The sequence below is a fragment of the Oceaniradius stylonematis genome (assembly GCF_003149475.2).
GTDB classification, from domain to species: Bacteria; Pseudomonadota; Alphaproteobacteria; order Rhizobiales; family Rhizobiaceae; genus Roseitalea; species Roseitalea stylonematis.
In genome coordinates this window covers 328,967-345,215 of sequence record NZ_QFWV02000008.1, presented here as the reverse complement: position 1 = coordinate 345,215, position 16,249 = coordinate 328,967, and the positions used below count along the sequence as shown (strand labels likewise).

The following is a 16,249-nucleotide window of genomic DNA, read 5'->3' as shown; positions in this document are numbered from 1 at the left end:
AGGCCGGCGACCCGGCTGCCACCGCCATTCACGGACGGACCATGTCCTCGCCTGACCTTCTGCTGCAATCCAGCCCTGCCAACACGCCCGCCGCACGGGCGGCAAGCGGTCCGCGCGGGGGGCGATGGTGGGCCGTTGTCGTCATCATCGGATGCATGACCGTCTTTGTGCTGGTCGCGGTGGCGGTGAGCCAGGGTTGGACCGCCGCTTTCGACGAGGCCATCGTCCGGGCGCTGCGCTCGCCCGCCGATCTGGCCGACCCGTGGGGCCCGCCATGGTTCGAGGACATCATGTTCGACTACACCGTGCTGGGCGGCTACACATTCCTCGTCACGCTGGCCGTGGTGCTGGCCGTCGGCCTCGCCGCCGTGGGGCAGGGCGCGGCCGCGCTGTTCTTCGCCCTGACGCTGACATCGGGCACCGCCGTCGCGCAACTGGCAAAAGCCGCATTCGACAGGGCCCGGCCCGATCTCGTCGACCATCTCGACCGCACGATGACGTCGTCCTTTCCCAGTGCCCACGCGACCGTGAGCATGGTTGCCTATCTGGCCCTGGCACTGGCCCTTCTGCGCGCCGTCGAACGTCCCGCCTTCCGGGTCTATATCGTCGCCACCGGGCTCGCTTTGTCGCTCATTGTCGGCATCAGCCGTGTCTATCTCGGCGTCCACTGGCCGTCCGACGTGCTGGCCGGCTGGTGCCTGGGCGCCGCATGGGCCGTGCTGTGCTGGCTGATGGCCGATCTTCTCCGGCCCGGCGAGGCCGCACCAATATCCCTTCAGCCAGAGGAGGCGGGCCGGTGACGCTCAGGCAACACGGACATTGGATCGAATATCTGGCCCGGTTCGGGTATGGCGCGCGGGGCGTCGTTTACCTTGTCATCGGTGTTCTGATCGTCATCGGCGCGGGCGTCGGAGAAGGGGGATCGGCGACGCGCGATGCGGTGCGGACCTTGCGCGAGCAGCCGTTCGGCACGTTCATCCTGTGGCTTCTGGTGATCGGTCTTGCAGGCTATGTGGCATGGCGGCTTGTCCAGGCGATCTTCGACACCGACGACCATGGCACCAGCATCAAGGGCCTTGGCGTTCGAGCCGGTTTGCTCGCCAGTGCCGTCACCTATGGCGCGCTCGGCCAGTATACGCTCTCCCTGCTCGGCGTGTTCGGCAATGCGGGCAGTTCGGGCGGCAGCGGGGGCGGTGCGGCGAGGTGGCTGGAAAGCTTCGTCGCGGACCGTTGGGTCGCGCTGATCCTGTGTCTCGTCTTCCTGGCGGTGGCGATCGCCCATTTCGTCAAGGCGATCAAACGCAAATATGCCGACCACTTCCAGGCCAGCGAGGAGGCGATGGCGTGGATCCATCCGATCTCCATCACCGGGCTGTGCGCGCGCGGCGGCGTGTTCGTCATTCTAGCCCTGCTTACCTTCTACAGGTTCCTGACCGCCGGCGGCGGCGCGGACGACCCGCCCGGCCTGTCCGATGCGCTGGCCTTCATCGCGGGGCTGCCGGCGGGGCCGCTTCTTCTGACGGCGATGGGGCTGGGCCTGATTGCCTTTGCGCTCTATTCGCTGATCGAGGCGCGGTGGCGGCGCATCAACTGGCAGGATGCGTGATCGGCGTCATCGCGGGCGTCACGGCACCGTGCGCCGCGGCTGCCGGCCCGCCGGAATATCTGGACCCCGGCGGCATTGTGCATCACCATGTGTCCCGAACAGCAGGAGCCAACCCATGAACCCCATCAGACTTGTGACGGTTGCCGCAATCCTCGTTGCCCTTGCCGGCTGCGCCAACACGATCCGCGGCGTCGGCCAGGACACAGCCAACGCCGTCAACGCCACCCAGCAGGCCGCCGGCAATGTCGCCGGCGCGGTGAACTGACGCGCTGAAAGCGCAGCATTTCACCGCAAATATGGCCTACGCTTCAAAGTCGGCCCGGTAGTGCTCGGCCGTTAGTCGAACATGTTTGTCGATCGAGCCGGCCATTTCGAACGCTCTTGGGTCGCGCCGAAAATCGTACAGGCGCATGAGCCGAAAGCGATCGCCGCTTTCACGAGAGAACTCCGTTTCGTTGCGGCTGATGAAGAACGGTGTTCGGCTGCTGCCAGCAGTGGTTTTCACTTCCACGAACTTCTCCCGCCCGTCGGGTTCGAAGCTCAGGATGTCATATCCGGCGCCGTCACCGTCCTCCTTTGAAACCCAGCGCACTTTCCGTGCAAGATCGTCTCGTTGGTGCCCTTCAAGGGAATGCCGCTCGAAATGAAGTATCAGTTCTTCCCCGGCTTCTCCCAATGCTCGATTCTTCTGGTCGCGCTCGATGGGATCGAACTTTCGGATTAATCGTTCTATGTATGTTGGGAGAGGGTTAGGTTTGGTGGCTCGTTCGGGCGCCGGCTCAATGTAGAGTCCGGCTGGGTCGCTCATGCCGGTTTCGGGCTGCGACAAATCCAGCGCTAGAAAATGCGGCAGCCTTCTATCAACGGCATCTGCCAAAGCACGTTGGAAGTTATTGCGCGGTGCCAAACCGCGAATCCACTCGACACCCATCTGATCGAGAACGGCTGAGATATTCTGGAATTTGAACTCGATGGCTTTTTCGGTGCGCGGGATCAAACTGGTCAATTCCCTGTAGAGATGCGCCTTGTTGAAGCGCTCACCGCTCACGTCCAACGCAAGATGCTCGAAGTATGCAGCCACGCAAGCTTCCACCTCATCGTCGGTCCAGTCTGTTCCGTTGTTCGACATTTTCCAGTTTACAGTGATCAGATGAGAACGGCATTCGCTGTTGGTCCATGACAGACATTGCACGTCGAAATTGTCAAACGCCTCTGCCCACCTACCGCAACATCCTCACCCACCGCGCAAGGTCGACAAGGCCCATCAGCGCGGCGGCGACATAGGTGAAGGCGGCGGCCTTGAGCACCGAGCGGGCGCCGGCCAGATCGCCGTCTTGCAGATAGCCGCCTTCCTTGAGGATCGGCAGCGCCTTGCCGAAGCTGGCGTCATATTCGACCGGCAGCGTGACCAGATGGACCAGGACGCGGATCGCCAGAAGGGCGATGCCGGTGGCGGCCAGCGCCAGAAACGCGCCGGGGGTGCGGGCGATGACGGCCAGCACCGGAGCGGCGATGAAGAACAGGCCGGCGAACAAGTCGGTGACGCCGGCGATGCGCACCAGCGTCTGACGCAGCTTCAGGCCGCGCTCGCCGCGATGGTGCTGCAGCGCATGGCCGACCTCGTGGGCGGCGATGGCGACCGCCGTCAGGGACGGGGTGCCATGGGTTTCGGGCGACAGGCGCACCACGCGCGCGGCGGGATCGTAATGATCGCCCTTGGCGGTCTGCTCGACGCCGACGCCGTCGAGACGGTAGTGCGCGATCAGATGCTCTGCCAGTTCGCCGCCGGTACCGGGAAAATCGGGGCGCGGCGTGCCGTGGCGCTGCATCGTCCGCCGCACCCACAGTTGCGGCAGCACGACCACGGCGCCGATCAGGACCAGTGCGATGATGCCCAAAAGCGCCACCTGCGCGCGATCTCCCGAAGACTTCCGGCGCGCGTCATTGCCGCCGTTCGCCCTTCATATGGGGAGCGCGCGGCGCGGGGCAACGATCGGCGGACCCGAACGCGCCGAACCGGTCAGTTGGTCGAGATGGTGCCGCGCACGCAGTTTTCCGGCTCGGCGCCGTCGGGCAGGGGCGGCGCTCCGGGCGCGCCCGGCGTTTGGTTGATCTGCCGGCATTCCTCGACGCTCGTGCCGGCCTGACCGGTGATCGTCGGCGCGGCGGGATCGCCGGGCAGAGCGGCGGGGTTGGTGGTGCCGATGCGGGTTGCCAGCGTGCGGCTCGACGAGGTGGCGATCACATTGCCCTGGACGGGCGGCAGCGGTTCGGTCGACCCGCGATCGAACGGATTGAGATCGGAAACGGCGTTGCAGCCCGCGGGCAGCGCGAGTGCGGCGATCAGGATGGCCGTCCGGCCGGTTCTGGCAAGCATGGTCAATTCCGGTTTGTCTCGTGCTTCCGACGTTAATCGGCAAAGGGCGGGCGATCAATGCGGCGCAGCGTGCAGGCGCCTTGCCGCACTGGTGCCGTCAGTCATAATAGATTTCGTTGTCGTCCAGATAGATATTGCTCGCCGCGCAAATGTCGATGCTGATCGGCTCGTCGAGCACCTCGCCCCCGTCGGTGCCAAGCCAGCCGACCTGGAAAACCTGGTCGCACGGACCGGTGTCGGCGGTGAACCTTGCCGTGGCGCTTTGGCCGGGGTCGACGGCATCCTGCAGCCAGTTGTCGCTCCAGCCGGATCCGTCATTGGTGTAAAAGCCGACGACGACGTTGCCGCCGGTGTTGTTGTAGACCTCGAAATAGCCTTCCGAGCCGGTGCCCTGGGCGAGGGCGAGCGATGCCGTACCCGCCATGATGGCGGCGAAAACCGTTGTCCGAAGAAGCATTTGACTGGTTCCTTGTGTCGCAATGAGATGTCGCGCGCGCCCCAATGTCGACCACGATATGGAACTTTCGGGCCGTTGGCGACTTCTTCCTGCACCACCGCATGCGGTGTGACCAAGCGCACAAGCCCGCGCCGGCAGCGGCGATAGGGTGATCGCAAGGAGGCGGAAGACATGATGACTTCCGGAAAGCACATGATGTACAATGGCTCGCACATTTCGGGTTCGCCCGTTTCGCAGACGACGCCCCTGACGGAACTGGCCATGCAGGCGCGGCGGGCACCGCGCCGCCGCGACGCCATCGCAGTCCTCGCCGCCCAACTGGCCGCCGTCGCCGCCCTCATCTGGCTGGTCGCCGGAACCGTGACGGCCCAGGCGGGCGATCTGGATGCGCTGGACAGTGGCGAGCCGGCCGTCCTTGCCTATGCCGAGCCGGCGCCCGAGCGCTTCGCGGACCCGTTCGCCGGGCAGCGCGGCCTCGAAAACCATGACGCCCATGACGGCCACCCGCTGAACGATGCGTGGATGGGCCTGAACGCGGTGACCGCCGATGGCGTGGTCGCCGGCTATGTCAGCGACGCTTTCGTCAATCCCGACGGTTCGATCGACGAGGTGATCATCACGCCCGCGCCGGGAACCGCGCTGGCCCACCCGGTCTATGTGCCGGTAGATGCAGTCCAATTCGACGGTGCCGAGGTCGGCCTGACGATGACGATGGCGGTCCTGGCCACGCAGGAGCCGGTGACCGAGGATTTCGCCGCCTACGCGGAATAAGCGCACCCCTCCAGTCAATCGATGCGCGCGAAGACACGGTGCCCCTTCTCAGGGCGCCGTGTCTTTGACAGTGCGGCCGTCTTCCATGGTCACGATCCTGTCGGCCAGTTCCAGGATGCGGTTGTCATGGGTGACCATCATGGTGGTCGTGCCGCGCTGGCGGCCCAGTTCCTTGAGCATCCGCACCACGGTCATGCCGCTTTCCTTGTCGAGCGCGGCGGTCGGCTCGTCGGCGAAGACGACCGCCGGATTGCCGACAAGCGCACGGGCGACGGCGACGCGCTGTTTCTGGCCGCCCGACAGATTGCCGGGCAGATAGTCGAGCCGGTCGCCCAGGCCCAGCGCGCCCAGAATGTGCGCGGCAGCCTTGCGCTGGGTGGCTTCGTCCCTGTGGCCGTGCACCTGCAGCCCCATCATGACGTTCTGCCGCGCCGTCAGGCTGCCATGCAGATTGTGGGCCTGGAAGATGAAGCCCAGCCGGCGGCGATAGAGCACGAGATCGGCCTCGCGTGCGCCGTTCAGTTCATGACCCAGAAGTTCGACCGAGCCGTCCTGCACCTCGCGCAGGCAGCCCATCAGCGTCAGCACCGTCGTCTTGCCCGAGCCGGACGGCCCCATCAGCACGGTCAGGCTGCCAGGGCGCACCGTCAGGTCGACGTCGAACAGGGCCTGCTTGCGCGCTTCGCCCTCGCCGAACCAGTGGTTCAGCCCGGCAACGCGGATCGCCGGCACTTCGGCAACGGCGGGCAGGGCGGGATTTCTGGCCGGCGCATTCATCTCAGAAAAGGTCCGCCGGATCCGCGGCCGCCAGGCGGCGCGTGGCGATGGCGCCCGAGACCAGACAGGCGATGATGGTCCCGACGAACACGGCGGCGGTGGTCGCAAAGGTCAGTTCGACCGGCAGGCCGGTCATCGCGCCAAGCATTTCGTAAAGCAGCCAGGAGACGGCGATGCCGGGCACGAAGCCCAGAATGCCGAGGATCACCGCCTGCTCCAGCACGATTCCCAGGAACATGGACTGGCCGTATCCCATCGCCTTGAAGGTGGCATATTCGGCCAGATGGTCCGCCACGTCGGTCGACAGGATCTGGTAGACGATGACGATGCCGACGAGCACGCCGATGACGACGCCGAAGCCGAAGATGAGGCCGGTCGGGCGTTCGGTGGTCTGGTAATCCTGATCCTCGAGCGCGGCGTCCGCGAAGCTGCGCACGCGCAGGCCGGTGCCGTCGAATTGCGCCTGAAGCGCGGCGAGCACGACACCGGGGTCGGCGTCCGGGGCGATCTTGATCAGGATGTGGTCGGGCGCGCCGGTGGAGCGGTTCGGGAAGATGCGGTGGAAGGTCTGGTCGGAGACCAGCATGTAGCCGTCGCCGGCAAATCCGCCGCCCGCGGCGAAGCTGTCGATGGCACTCAGGGTCACGCCGCGCACCTCGAACCGCAGCGGATCGTCCGGCCCCAGCGTTTCGAGCGCCGAGGCATCCATGTTGCGGGCGAGGCGGTCGACCACGGCGCTGTCGCGCAGCCTGAGGCGCGGGGCGAAGGGCGCAAGCCCGGCATCGAGATAGTCGCCCTTTTCGGGGTCGATGCCGAAGGTGACGAACGCCGTCGAAGTCCCGTCGGCGCGCTCCCAGTCGGCGGTCGCGACATAGAACGGCATGGCGCTCTGGACGCCGGGCACGCCGAGCGCCTGGAACATGCGCTGGCGGGCGACATTGTCGCCTTCGGTCAGCGTGTTGGCGTTTTCGGCCGAGATCATGATGTCGGCGTTCAAAAGCCCGTAGGAGATCAGGATCGAATTGTTGAGCGAGCCCATGATGCCGAGCTGGACCAGCACCAATATGTTGGCGAAGGCGACGCCCGCCATCGCCGCCGCAAGGCGCGTTCTGGAGTGGATCAGCTGCAGCCAGCCGATCGGCAGACGGCCGATGAGCGCGCCCAGAAGAGCGGTCATGGCGTGGCCCGCGCGTCCGTTTCGATGCGCGCCAGCACTTCAAGATTGATGAAGCGGGCGGCGATCTGCGAGGATTCCTCGTCGAGATCGACATTGACGGTGATGACGCGCGCATCGGTGTTCGCCGCCGGATCGTCGCCGACGATGGTCTGGCGGCCGACTTCGAGGCCGATGTCGGCGACCGTGCCGGTCAGTTCGCCTTCGAACGCGTCGGCGGTCACGATGACGCTTTGACCAAGGCTGACGCGGCGGATGTCGGACTGGTAGATCTCGACCTCTGCCGTCATGGCGGAAATGTCGCCCAGATCGAGCACGCCCGACGTGCCCGGCTTTTCGCCCTCGCGCACATGGATGGCGATGACCGTGCCGTCGGCGGGCGCGCGGATGAACGCCTTTTCGAGATCGGCGCGGGCGCGCTCGAGATCGGCCAGCGCGGCGTCCAGATTGCGCTTGGCGACGGTGACATCAACCTGATCGTCGGTGCCGTTGCGCTCGTAGCGGCTTGCCGTGGCGGCCGCGCGCTCGACCTCCTGTGTCGCCTGATCGAGTGTAGACCGGCGCTGGTCGAGCGCTGCGCGCGTGACGATGCCGCGTTCGAACAGGGTCTGGTAGCGGTCGAACTCGGCCTGCGCATTGGTCAGCGCGGCCTGCGCCTTTTGCAGGCCCGCCTCGGCTTCGGCGGCTGCGCTTTCGGTGTTGCGCCGGGTCTGGGCGAGCGTCGCCGTGCGCACCTCGACATTGGCGCGGGCGGTGGCGACCGCCTGTTCGAGCGCGCCGCGATTGTCGAGCACGGCCAGAACGTCGCCGCTCGCCACCTGGTCGCCTTCGCGCACATTGAGTTCGGCAATGCGCGCATCGCCGGCGCCGAACGGCGGCGCCAGCGTGCGGATGTCGGTCTGCGGTACCAGCCGGCCAAGCCCGACGACCATCGGCACCGGCGCTGCCGCGTCACCTTCGGGCGGGCGCTCGACCGCGATCGCGATCGGCGTTTCGGTGCCGCCGCCGGGCGTCAGGCCGAAGGTCTGGAAGAAGCGCTGCAGGCCGGTCGGCTGGAAATACATGCCCAGAACGCCACCCGTCGGGATCAGCAGCAGGACGAGCGGCAAAAGGAAAATGGGGCGGAAGCGGCGTCGGGGCCGTTTCCTGTCCGCGTCCGGCGCCCGGTCGATCACTTCGAGCGGCAGAATGATTTCGCCTGCCGGGGCGTCCGCCGGCTTTTTCGTGTCGGTGTCGGCCATCGGTCTCGTCTTGACTTCGATCCTGGCGGCCGGGGATGTGCCGCGAGGCATTCGCCCGTGCCGCCGATTTGTACGACCCGGTACCACGGCTCACAAGGCCGGGCACGTTAAATCTGGGTCATGTTGGCCGTCGCGTCCGTTTACCGGCGCTTAACCACTTCTCCGAACGGCCCGTTCACCTTGCCGGCGTAGCCTCGCTGCGGGAGCGGACGTCCGAGGACGGAGTGGTGCGATGAGCGACAAACACGAACCGATTGGCGGATCGGCGCCTTGGCGCACCGGCGTGCGGCTGGCGGCCGTGGTTGCCGGCGGCCTGGCTTTGGCGTCGTGCAGCTTTCTCGACTGGGGCTTCATGGGCGGCGGGTCGAAAGCGCCGCCGACCGCCGTCGATCCCTCGCCGACGCGCTCGGTCTTCTCGCTGCCGCGGATGGGCTTTCCCGGCCTCGGGCTCGGCGGGCGCGGCGGCGTGATGTCGGCGAGCGAACGCCAGTGCCGGGCCGCGCTCAGGCGGCGCGGCGTCGAATTCACCGATCTGGCGCCGATCCGCGATTCGGCCGCCTGCGGCATCGACCATCCGGTGCGCGTATCGACGCTGGCGCGCGGGGTCACGCTCAAGCCGGCGGCGACGTTGAACTGCCAGACGGCGCTGGCCGCCGCCGAATGGCTGCAAAAGGATGTGGGCCCTGCCGCGCGCAAGCGCTATCTGACCGGCATCGCCGAAGTGAACAACATGTCGTCCTATTCGTGCCGGCGGATACGCGGGACCAGCCGCTGGTCCGAGCATTCCAGGGGCAATGCGCTCGATATCGGCTCGTTCACGCTGAAGAACGGCCATGTGATCGACGTGTCGCGGCAGAGCCTTTTCGCGATGCGGGCACGCGGCTTCCTGCATGCGGCGCGGGCTGGCGCGTGCGACGAGTTCTCGACGGTGCTCGGGCCGGGCAGCGATGCCGACCATGCCGATCATTTCCATTTCGATTTGCGCCAGCGCCGCACCGGCTATCGCCACTGCGACTGATCGCGATCAGGTCTCGGGCGGGATGGCGGTCGGCTTTCCGCTGCCGTCGAGCGCGACCATGGTGAAGCGCGCAAAGGTGACGCGCTCGGTGTCCTCGCTCAGATAGCGCTGCGCCCAAGCCTCGATATAGAGCACCATGGAGGTGCGCCGGACGCTTTCCACGCGGGCGTGGATCGACAGCGTGTCGCCGATCCGCACCGGGCTGCGGAACGCCATCTCGTTGACGGCCGCGGTGACCACGCGCCCGCGCGCGCGTTCGGCGGCGGCGATGCCGGCGGCCAGATCCATCTGCGCCATCACCCAGCCGCCGAAAATGTCGCCCGCCGCATTGGCATCGCCCGGCATGGCCAGCGTCCTGAGCGTCGGCGTGCCCGCCGGCGCGGACGGATCGGTGTCATTCATCGCAATCTCCCTTGCCGGCTTTTGGCCGATTGCCGCCGCTTTGTCACGCTTGCCGCCACCGGTTTTCAAAAAGCCGACGCGGCATGTCGCATCGGCAGAATTTTCCGCGGCCGGAGGCGCGTTTAGATGGCGGCCTGATGCCATGCCGGGGGAGGACAGGCCATGCCGCAGACAATCCGTGCCGCCGTCTGCCGCGCCTTCGGCGAACCGATGCGCATCGAAGATGTCACGCTCGCCGATCCGGGGCCGGACGAGGTGCTGGTCGCCGTCAAGGCGTGCGCCATCTGCCATTCCGACATCACCTATGCCGACGGGGGCTGGGGCGGCGATCTGCCTCTGGTGCTCGGCCATGAGGCGGCGGGTCTGGTCGAGGCCGTGGGCGACAATGTCAGCCATGTCAGGCCGGGCGATACGGTGGTCGTCACGCTGATCCGCGCCTGCGGCGCCTGCCATTATTGCAGCGCCGGCCGGGACTATCTGTGCGAGACGGTCTTCGATCTCGACCGGCGTTCGCCGTTGACCGACGCATCGGGCGCACCGCTCGGCCATGGCCTGCGCACCGGTGCGTTCGCCGAAAAGCTCGTCGTCGAGAAAAGCCAGCTGGCGCGCGTCGATCCGGCCATTCCCTTCGAGTCGGCGAGCCTTCTTGCCTGCGGTGCGATTACCGGCGTCGGCGCGGTGACCAATACCGCGAAGATGCCCCGGGGCGCCCATGCGGCGGTGATCGGCTGCGGCGGGGTGGGGCTGAACGCGGTGCAGGGCGCGCGCATCGCCGGTGCCGCCTCGATCATCGCCATCGACCTGTCGCGCGAGAAACTCGATGCCGCAGAACGGCTTGGCGCGACGGCCACCATCGACCCGATCCACGAGGATGCCGTCGACAAGGTGCTGGCGGCGACCGGCGGGCGCGGCGCCGACTTCGTGTTCGTCGCCTCGGGCGCGCCCGCCGCGCTTGAAAGCGCGGCCAGCTATGTCGGCAAGGCGGGAACTGTGGTGATCGTCGGCATGCCCCACAGCGATGTCACGATCGGCTACAACCCCTCCAATGTGGCAAGCTGGGGCCAGCGCATCCTCGGCTCGAAAATGGGCTCGGCCTGCGTGTGCCGCGACGTGCCGCATCTGGCCGGGCTTTATGGCGACGGGGTGCTGCAACTCGATTGGCTGGTTACCGCCCGCTACACGCTCGATCAGATCAACGAGGCGATCGCGGCGACCAGGGCTGGCCAGGGCCTGCGCAATGTGATCGTGTTCTGACCATGCCAACGATCACCGACATCGAGACCTTCATCGTCGGTACGCCGGAGGGCACGCCGGGCGGGCGCTACTTCATCTTCGTCAAGCTGACCGATTCGGACGGCGTCGTCGGCTACGGCGAAGCCTATGGCGCGACCTTCGGCCCCAAGACCATGGCGGCGATGATCGCCGACGCCGCCGAACGGCATCTGTTGGGCCGCGATCCGCACAATATCGAGGCGCTGTTCCGGCGCTGCTATTCGTCCGGCTTCACGCAGCGGCCGGACGTTTCGATGATGGGCTGTTTCTCGGCGCTGGAGATGGCCTGCTGGGACATTGTAGGCAAGCATGCGGGCCAGCCCGTGCACCGGCTGATCGGCGGCGCGGTGCAGACCCGGCTGCGCTCCTACACCTATCTCTACCCGGCCACCGGCTCGATCTATCCGGCCGAGACAGACGGCCGGAACGTCTACAACGATCCCGACATGGCCGCCGAGGCGGCGCTGCAATGGGTCGAGCGCGGCTTCACCGCGGTCAAGTTCGACCCGGCCGGGCCCTATACGATCCACGATCCGCACCAGCCGCTTCTGGCCGACATAGAGCGCTCGGCGGCGATGGTGGCCGCGGTGCGCGAAGCGGTCGGCGCGCGGGCGGACATCTTGTTCGGCACGCACGGCCAGTTCACGCCTTCGGGCGCGGCACGCATGGCGAAAGCCATCGAACCCTATGATCCGCTGTGGTTCGAGGAACCCGTGCCGCCCGACATGCCCGAGGCGATGGCGCAGTTTGCGGCGAAAACCACGATCCCCGTCGCGACCGGCGAGCGGCTGACGACCAAATACGAGTTCGCGCGGCTGCTGGCGCTCGGGGCCGCGCAGATCGTCCAGCCCGACCTCGGCCGTTCGGGCGGCATTCTGGAGACCAAGAAGATCGCGGCGATCGCCGAAACACATCACGCGCTGGTCGCGCCGCACTGCTATTGCGGGCCGATCGCGGCGGCGGCCAACATCCAGCTTGCCGCGACGCTGCCGAACTTCCTCATTCTCGAAGCGATCATGGACTGGACCGGCTTTCATGCCGATCTTCTCGACAGGCCGCTGGTGCTCGAGGATGGCGATACGCTGGTGCCGACCGGGCCGGGCCTCGGCGTGGCCCTGAACGAGGATGTCGCCCGCGCGCATCCCTATGAGGGGCCGGACCTGCATCTGGTGATGGAGGATGCACCGGTGCGCCCGTGACGGACGTTCAGGGACGGCGCGGCGGAGGCATGCTCCGCCGCGCGCTCATGACTTACTGGACGACGATCTCGGTGATCTCGTTGGTTGCATCATCGACGGTGATCATCACCGCTGCGCCTTCTTCAAGCGCGCTCAGATCGACGCCTTCGGCCACGGTCAGTTCCGAATCGTCCTCCAGGACAACGAGCCGGCTGTCGGCATCGACGCTCTGGATCACGGCTTCCATCTGAGCGGCGAAGGCGCCGGCAGTCGCGGCCAGACCGGCCGCAAGGGCAATGAAGAGTTTCTTCATGTTCATGACTTCCATTGGTGCACCCGGTCTCAGGAGGCTGCGGCGCAAACCGTCAGCGCTGCCGGGCCATGAATCAGTATGCGGGCAAATGTGGCGGAGCAAGCGGATTCGACGCCGTATGCGACGACGCAAGTCTCTGAAATCATTCATTGAAATTTGCCGTCCCCGAATCCCGCCCGGCGATTGTGGCGGACCGGTTCTGCCAGCTCTCCGGCGATGGCGCGGCGTGGCGCCAAGCCCATCGCGCCGGCGCGGTCGCCGCGGCTCCGGACGGGCTTTTTGCCGCCCGTCCGGAGCCGTCCCTTGGCCCGTCCGGCCTTACTCGACCTTGGTGACCTCGGTCAGCGTGGTGGTGCCGTCGGTGTAGACGACGCTGATCGTGTCGCCGGGCGCAAGGCCCGCCAGTTCGACCTCGTCGGCGGCGAGCCAGCTCGAACCGTCCTCCAGGACGATCATCCGGGTTTCCGGATCGATCGAGGCGATCACGCCCTGTCCCTCGCCGGCGATGGCGAAGATGGTCGAGGCGAGCAGGGCGCCACCTGCCAGTGCTGCGGTCAGTTTGTTGGTCATGGATCGTATCCCTTTCTGTCTCCCGTTGGTGCCACCGGCGCCGGCGGGGAAGGTGCCGTTTGCGCGGCGTGCCGGCGCTGGTGACGGGCTGAAACTGGCGAGCCGGCGGTGGCGGCGCAATTCACGTTCGGTTGCCAAAAGTCAGCAAAAACAACGACATAATTCGGCCATGATTGGCCGGCGCATGCCACAATCGCGTTCGGGCGCAATCCAAGTGGCGGTTCGGCCAGTCTTTTTTCGAAAGCGCTGCGGGCACCGAATGGGGCAGGCCTTGCGGCGCGCCGTGGCGGGCGCGGTAACGCGCCTTTGGCCGGGAGGCGAATTTGATCGCTGTCAGGGTTCGTGAACGGTCGAGCGGCGGGCCGGGCGGAGCATCGGCACCAGTTCGACGGCGAGAATCGCCGTGAAGATCAGCGCGCAGCCGACAATGCCGATCGCCGGAATGCGTTCGGCAAGGAACAGCGCGCCGAACAGTGCCGCAAAGGGCGCTTCTGTCGACATGAAGATCGCCGCTTGGGGCGCGGTGGTGTGGCGCTGGGCGACGGCCTGGATGGTGAAGGCGATACCGCCCGAGACGATGCCGGCAAAGGCGATCTCGGGCGCGGCGGCAACGATCAGGTCCAGCGATACGGGCTCGATGAACGGTGCGATGGTGCAGCCGATCACGCCGCAGACCGCAAATTGCGTGAAGGCCAGCGTGAAGGGGCGCGGCGCGCCCTTGACGAAGCGGCCGAGAGCGATGACGTGGCAGGCCCACAGGACCGCGCACAAAAGCGTCCACAGATCGCCCTCGGTGAGCCCGGACAGCGCGCCGCCCGACAGGAGCCAGATGCCGCCGAGCGTCAGCACGGCGGCGGGCCAGACCACCGGATGGGGAAACTCGCGCAGCGCCAGCACGACCAGCACCGGCACGAACACGACATAGGTGCCGGTCAGAAACCCCGAATTGGTGACCGTCGTCGTCAGAAGGCCGATCTGCTGGGCGGCGAGCGAGGCAAACAGCAATGTGCCCAGAACGCCGAAGCTGCCCCATTGTCGCGGTGTCAGCGGCGGGCTGCCTGCGGCCCTTGCGCGCCGGGCCTCCCACAAGGCCAGAGGCGCGACAGCCAGCGCCGCGGCAAAGAAGCGCACGCCGGTGAAGAAGACCGGCCCGATCGGGTCCATCGCCGTCGACTGGGCGACGAAGCCCATGCCCCAAACGGCACCGGTGACGAGCAAAAGGGCGTTGGCGGTCGCGCGCTGCATGGTGCGCCCGTGCCACGGCGGCGCCGGCCGGGCAAGCGGCAAACATGTCACCGTGACAAGCTTGCCAACGCCCCGGGCGCGCGGCACATTTCCGCCGATCACGGGATTGCGCGGTCAATGGCTCTTATCATGGCCGACGTGCAGCCTATGTTAGGGCCAGGAACAAACGAACGGGAGTTCACCCTTGCGTCAGCAGCCCATCCGATCGCCGTTCGGCGCTCTTGCCTGCCTTTGCATGGCCCTGGCCGGCCTTCTGGCAACCGCCATGCCGCTGCCGGCGGACGCCAGCCAGTTCAAGCGCATCCGCGACGTCAACGTATCGTGCAACGATGCACTGCGTTGCGACCTGTTCATCACCAATGCGCGCGTCACGCTGTTCACCGTCGGCTTCCGCCGGGCCGCGGCATTCGATGCGCCGGTCGCGCTTTACATGACGATGCGCGAGCCGCTGGCCGCCGGATCGGACGTGCGCTTTTCGATCGACGGCGCCGAGGTGCTGACGGTGCCTTCAGGCGCCTTTTCCTATCGCGCCGCGATCTCCGAATATTCCTATGCCAACCAGGACGAGGTGCGCGCGCTGTTCGGGGCCACCAAGGCCGGCGAGCGGCTTCAGGTGACGTTCCGCACCCGCTCGGGCCAGTCGACCGCGCCCTATTCGCTTTCGGGCGTCGTCGCCGGGGCGATCTTCATGGACGAGGTGCAGGGCCGGGTCGGCCGCGAGGACGCGCTGGCTGCGATCGGCGCGGTGCCGGCGCCGGCCGACGAAGGCCAGATGGCGGCGATGGATGCCGTGCCCGCCGGGTTGCGCCGCTATTATGAGGGCGAAGGCGCGCCATGCGCCGATTTTGACGGCACCGTGCCCGATCCGCTGGGCGGCTTTTCCGCCGATATCGACGACGAGGTGCGGCTTGTCGGCCTGCGCTGCGGCTCGGGCGGGGCCTACAACGCGCCGTTCGCCTTCTGGACCGAGATCGACGGGACCTATTACAGGCTGCCGCTGCCGGTGATGACCGATGACGGCCCCGGCGCGGTGATGGTCGCCTGGAACGCGATCTGGGACGCCGAGGCGCGGCAGGTCACATCCTTCTTCAAGGGACGCGGCATCGGCGATTGCGGCACCGTCACCAGTTGGAACGTCGGCGAGGTCGGCTTCGGCTATGGCTTCGTGCTCGCCGAAATGCGCGTCAAGGACGAGTGCGACGGCGTCTTCGACGAGACGCTGGAAAGCTGGGAGCGGGTCTGGCCGGCGGCCGGCGACAAGTCGTGACAGGCGACATCGGCGCGCGGCTGGCGTTCGTGCGCGAGGTGGAGCGGATCAAGGACACGCTGCGCTCGGGCATCACGGCATCGGGGCGCGCCGAGAGCGTTGCCGAGCATTCCTGGCGGCTGTGCGTGACGATCCTTTCCTTCGCCGATCTGCTGCCGGCGGAGATCGACCGGCTCAAACTGCTCAAGCTGGCCATCATTCACGATCTGGGCGAGATCTATGAGGGCGATGTGCCGGCGATCCACCAGAATGCGGACGATGGGCGCGATGCGCGCGAGCGGGCCGATTTCCACAAGCTGACGGCCGTGCTGCCGGCCGCGCTGCGCGACGAGTTCCGCGCGCTCTACGACGAATATGCCGCCGCCGGGACGCCCGAGGCGGTGCTCGCCAAGGGGTTCGACAAGCTCGAGACCATCCTGCAGCACACGCAAGGGGCCAACGCGCCCGATTTCGATTACCGGTTCAATCTCGCCTACGGCAAGGCGCGCACCGACGCCCATCCGCTGCTCGCCGAAATCCGGGCGCTGATCGATGCGGAGACCGAGGCCCTGGCCGACGGCCGCAAGGCGTGGACGGGGTAG

General features: G+C 66.9%; 20 protein-coding genes. 9 read left to right on the top strand and 11 right to left on the bottom strand.

Annotated elements, in window-relative coordinates; all coding sequences use genetic code 11:
• Nucleotides 1-41: 41 nt before the first annotated feature.
• The 3 genes from DEM25_RS14840 to DEM25_RS14830 all read left to right on the top strand — a co-directional run bounded on the left by DEM25_RS14840 (nucleotide 42) and on the right by DEM25_RS14830 (nucleotide 1,871).
• Nucleotides 42-800: a phosphatase PAP2 family protein gene (locus DEM25_RS14840; protein WP_109768217.1), complete on the top strand. Its 759-nt coding sequence runs from the start codon at nucleotides 42-44 to the stop codon at nucleotides 798-800.
• A complete protein-coding gene (locus DEM25_RS14835; RefSeq protein WP_196780396.1) occupies nucleotides 797-1,606 on the top strand; it encodes a DUF1206 domain-containing protein in 810 nt (269 codons plus the stop codon). Before DEM25_RS14840 ends, DEM25_RS14835 begins: the two co-directional genes overlap by 4 nt.
• Before the next feature lie 115 nt (nucleotides 1,607-1,721).
• Nucleotides 1,722-1,871, top strand: a complete 150-nt coding sequence (locus DEM25_RS14830; protein WP_109768215.1) for an entericidin domain-containing protein — start codon at nucleotides 1,722-1,724, stop codon at nucleotides 1,869-1,871.
• A gap of 36 nt (nucleotides 1,872-1,907) precedes the next feature.
• On the opposite strand, the gene DEM25_RS14825 is transcribed toward DEM25_RS14830, so the two are convergent.
• The 4 genes from DEM25_RS14825 to DEM25_RS14810 form a co-directional block, all read right to left on the bottom strand.
• On the bottom strand, nucleotides 1,908-2,687 hold the full coding sequence (locus DEM25_RS14825; protein WP_245412929.1) for a protein NO VEIN domain-containing protein: 780 nt from the start codon (nucleotides 2,685-2,687) through the stop codon (nucleotides 1,908-1,910).
• A 139-nt stretch (nucleotides 2,688-2,826) separates the two neighbouring features.
• Complete coding sequence (locus DEM25_RS14820) at nucleotides 2,827-3,513, bottom strand: zinc metallopeptidase (RefSeq protein ID WP_109768213.1); 687 nt, start codon at nucleotides 3,511-3,513, stop codon at nucleotides 2,827-2,829.
• Nucleotides 3,514-3,626: 113 nt separating this feature from the next.
• Entirely contained in the window at nucleotides 3,627-3,983 is a 357-nt protein-coding gene (locus tag DEM25_RS14815) for a hypothetical protein (protein WP_109768212.1), read from the bottom strand.
• A 97-nt stretch (nucleotides 3,984-4,080) separates the two neighbouring features.
• Nucleotides 4,081-4,440, bottom strand: coding sequence for a hypothetical protein (locus DEM25_RS14810; RefSeq protein WP_109768211.1), 360 nt, complete (start codon nucleotides 4,438-4,440; stop codon nucleotides 4,081-4,083).
• Between the two features lie 171 nt (nucleotides 4,441-4,611).
• Between DEM25_RS14810 and DEM25_RS14805 the strand changes: the two genes are divergently transcribed.
• The gene (locus tag DEM25_RS14805; protein ID WP_120222777.1) at nucleotides 4,612-5,211 is read left to right on the top strand and encodes a hypothetical protein; all 600 of its coding nucleotides are present in this window, start codon (nucleotides 4,612-4,614) and stop codon (nucleotides 5,209-5,211) included.
• Between the two features lie 48 nt (nucleotides 5,212-5,259).
• Here DEM25_RS14805 and DEM25_RS14800 read toward each other — a convergent pair whose 3' ends face one another.
• The 3 genes from DEM25_RS14800 to DEM25_RS14790 are packed head-to-tail and all read right to left on the bottom strand — an operon-like array spanning nucleotide 5,260 to nucleotide 8,403.
• Nucleotides 5,260-5,988, bottom strand: a complete 729-nt coding sequence (locus DEM25_RS14800) for an ATP-binding cassette domain-containing protein (RefSeq protein ID WP_109768209.1) — start codon at nucleotides 5,986-5,988, stop codon at nucleotides 5,260-5,262.
• A gap of 1 nt (nucleotide 5,989) precedes the next feature.
• Nucleotides 5,990-7,165 carry an FtsX-like permease family protein gene (locus DEM25_RS14795; RefSeq protein WP_109768208.1) on the bottom strand — a complete coding sequence of 392 codons (1,176 nt, stop codon included), beginning with the start codon at nucleotides 7,163-7,165 and terminating at the stop codon, nucleotides 5,990-5,992.
• On the bottom strand, nucleotides 7,162-8,403 hold the full coding sequence (locus DEM25_RS14790) for an HlyD family efflux transporter periplasmic adaptor subunit (RefSeq protein WP_158585284.1): 1,242 nt from the start codon (nucleotides 8,401-8,403) through the stop codon (nucleotides 7,162-7,164). The genes DEM25_RS14795 and DEM25_RS14790 overlap by 4 nt, the downstream gene beginning before the upstream one ends.
• A 232-nt stretch (nucleotides 8,404-8,635) precedes the next feature.
• Here DEM25_RS14790 and DEM25_RS14785 point away from each other — a divergent pair, with 232 nt between their 5' ends.
• Nucleotides 8,636-9,421, top strand: a complete 786-nt coding sequence (locus DEM25_RS14785) for an extensin-like domain-containing protein (protein ID WP_109768206.1) — start codon at nucleotides 8,636-8,638, stop codon at nucleotides 9,419-9,421.
• 6 nt (nucleotides 9,422-9,427) lie between these two features.
• Here the strand turns inward: DEM25_RS14785 and DEM25_RS14780 are convergent, their stop codons facing one another.
• The gene (locus DEM25_RS14780; RefSeq protein WP_109768289.1) at nucleotides 9,428-9,823 is read right to left on the bottom strand and encodes an acyl-CoA thioesterase; all 396 of its coding nucleotides are present in this window, start codon (nucleotides 9,821-9,823) and stop codon (nucleotides 9,428-9,430) included.
• Nucleotides 9,824-9,985: 162 nt separating this feature from the next.
• Between DEM25_RS14780 and DEM25_RS14775 the strand changes: the two genes are divergently transcribed.
• Both DEM25_RS14775 and DEM25_RS14770 read left to right on the top strand, forming a co-directional pair.
• Entirely contained in the window at nucleotides 9,986-11,077 is a 1,092-nt protein-coding gene (locus DEM25_RS14775; RefSeq protein WP_109768205.1) for a Zn-dependent alcohol dehydrogenase, read from the top strand.
• A gap of 2 nt (nucleotides 11,078-11,079) precedes the next feature.
• Nucleotides 11,080-12,294 carry a mandelate racemase/muconate lactonizing enzyme family protein gene (locus DEM25_RS14770; RefSeq protein WP_109768204.1) on the top strand — a complete coding sequence of 405 codons (1,215 nt, stop codon included), beginning with the start codon at nucleotides 11,080-11,082 and terminating at the stop codon, nucleotides 12,292-12,294.
• A gap of 52 nt (nucleotides 12,295-12,346) precedes the next feature.
• On the opposite strand, the gene DEM25_RS17830 is transcribed toward DEM25_RS14770, so the two are convergent.
• The 3 genes from DEM25_RS17830 to DEM25_RS14755 form a co-directional block, all read right to left on the bottom strand.
• Nucleotides 12,347-12,586 (bottom strand): DUF1344 domain-containing protein, encoded by a 240-nt coding sequence (locus tag DEM25_RS17830; RefSeq protein WP_158585283.1) that lies wholly within the window; start codon nucleotides 12,584-12,586, stop codon nucleotides 12,347-12,349.
• A gap of 318 nt (nucleotides 12,587-12,904) precedes the next feature.
• Nucleotides 12,905-13,156: a DUF1344 domain-containing protein gene (locus DEM25_RS14760; protein WP_120222776.1), complete on the bottom strand. Its 252-nt coding sequence runs from the start codon at nucleotides 13,154-13,156 to the stop codon at nucleotides 12,905-12,907.
• Between the two features lie 333 nt (nucleotides 13,157-13,489).
• Complete coding sequence (locus tag DEM25_RS14755) at nucleotides 13,490-14,401, bottom strand: DMT family transporter (protein ID WP_109768288.1); 912 nt, start codon at nucleotides 14,399-14,401, stop codon at nucleotides 13,490-13,492.
• 184 nt (nucleotides 14,402-14,585) lie between these two features.
• On the opposite strand from DEM25_RS14755, the gene DEM25_RS14750 reads away from it, so the two are divergent.
• The gene (locus tag DEM25_RS14750) at nucleotides 14,586-15,668 is read left to right on the top strand and encodes a DUF1176 domain-containing protein (protein WP_109768200.1); all 1,083 of its coding nucleotides are present in this window, start codon (nucleotides 14,586-14,588) and stop codon (nucleotides 15,666-15,668) included.
• A complete protein-coding gene (locus DEM25_RS14745) occupies nucleotides 15,665-16,249 on the top strand; it encodes an HD domain-containing protein (RefSeq protein ID WP_109768199.1) in 585 nt (194 codons plus the stop codon). Before DEM25_RS14750 ends, DEM25_RS14745 begins: the two co-directional genes overlap by 4 nt.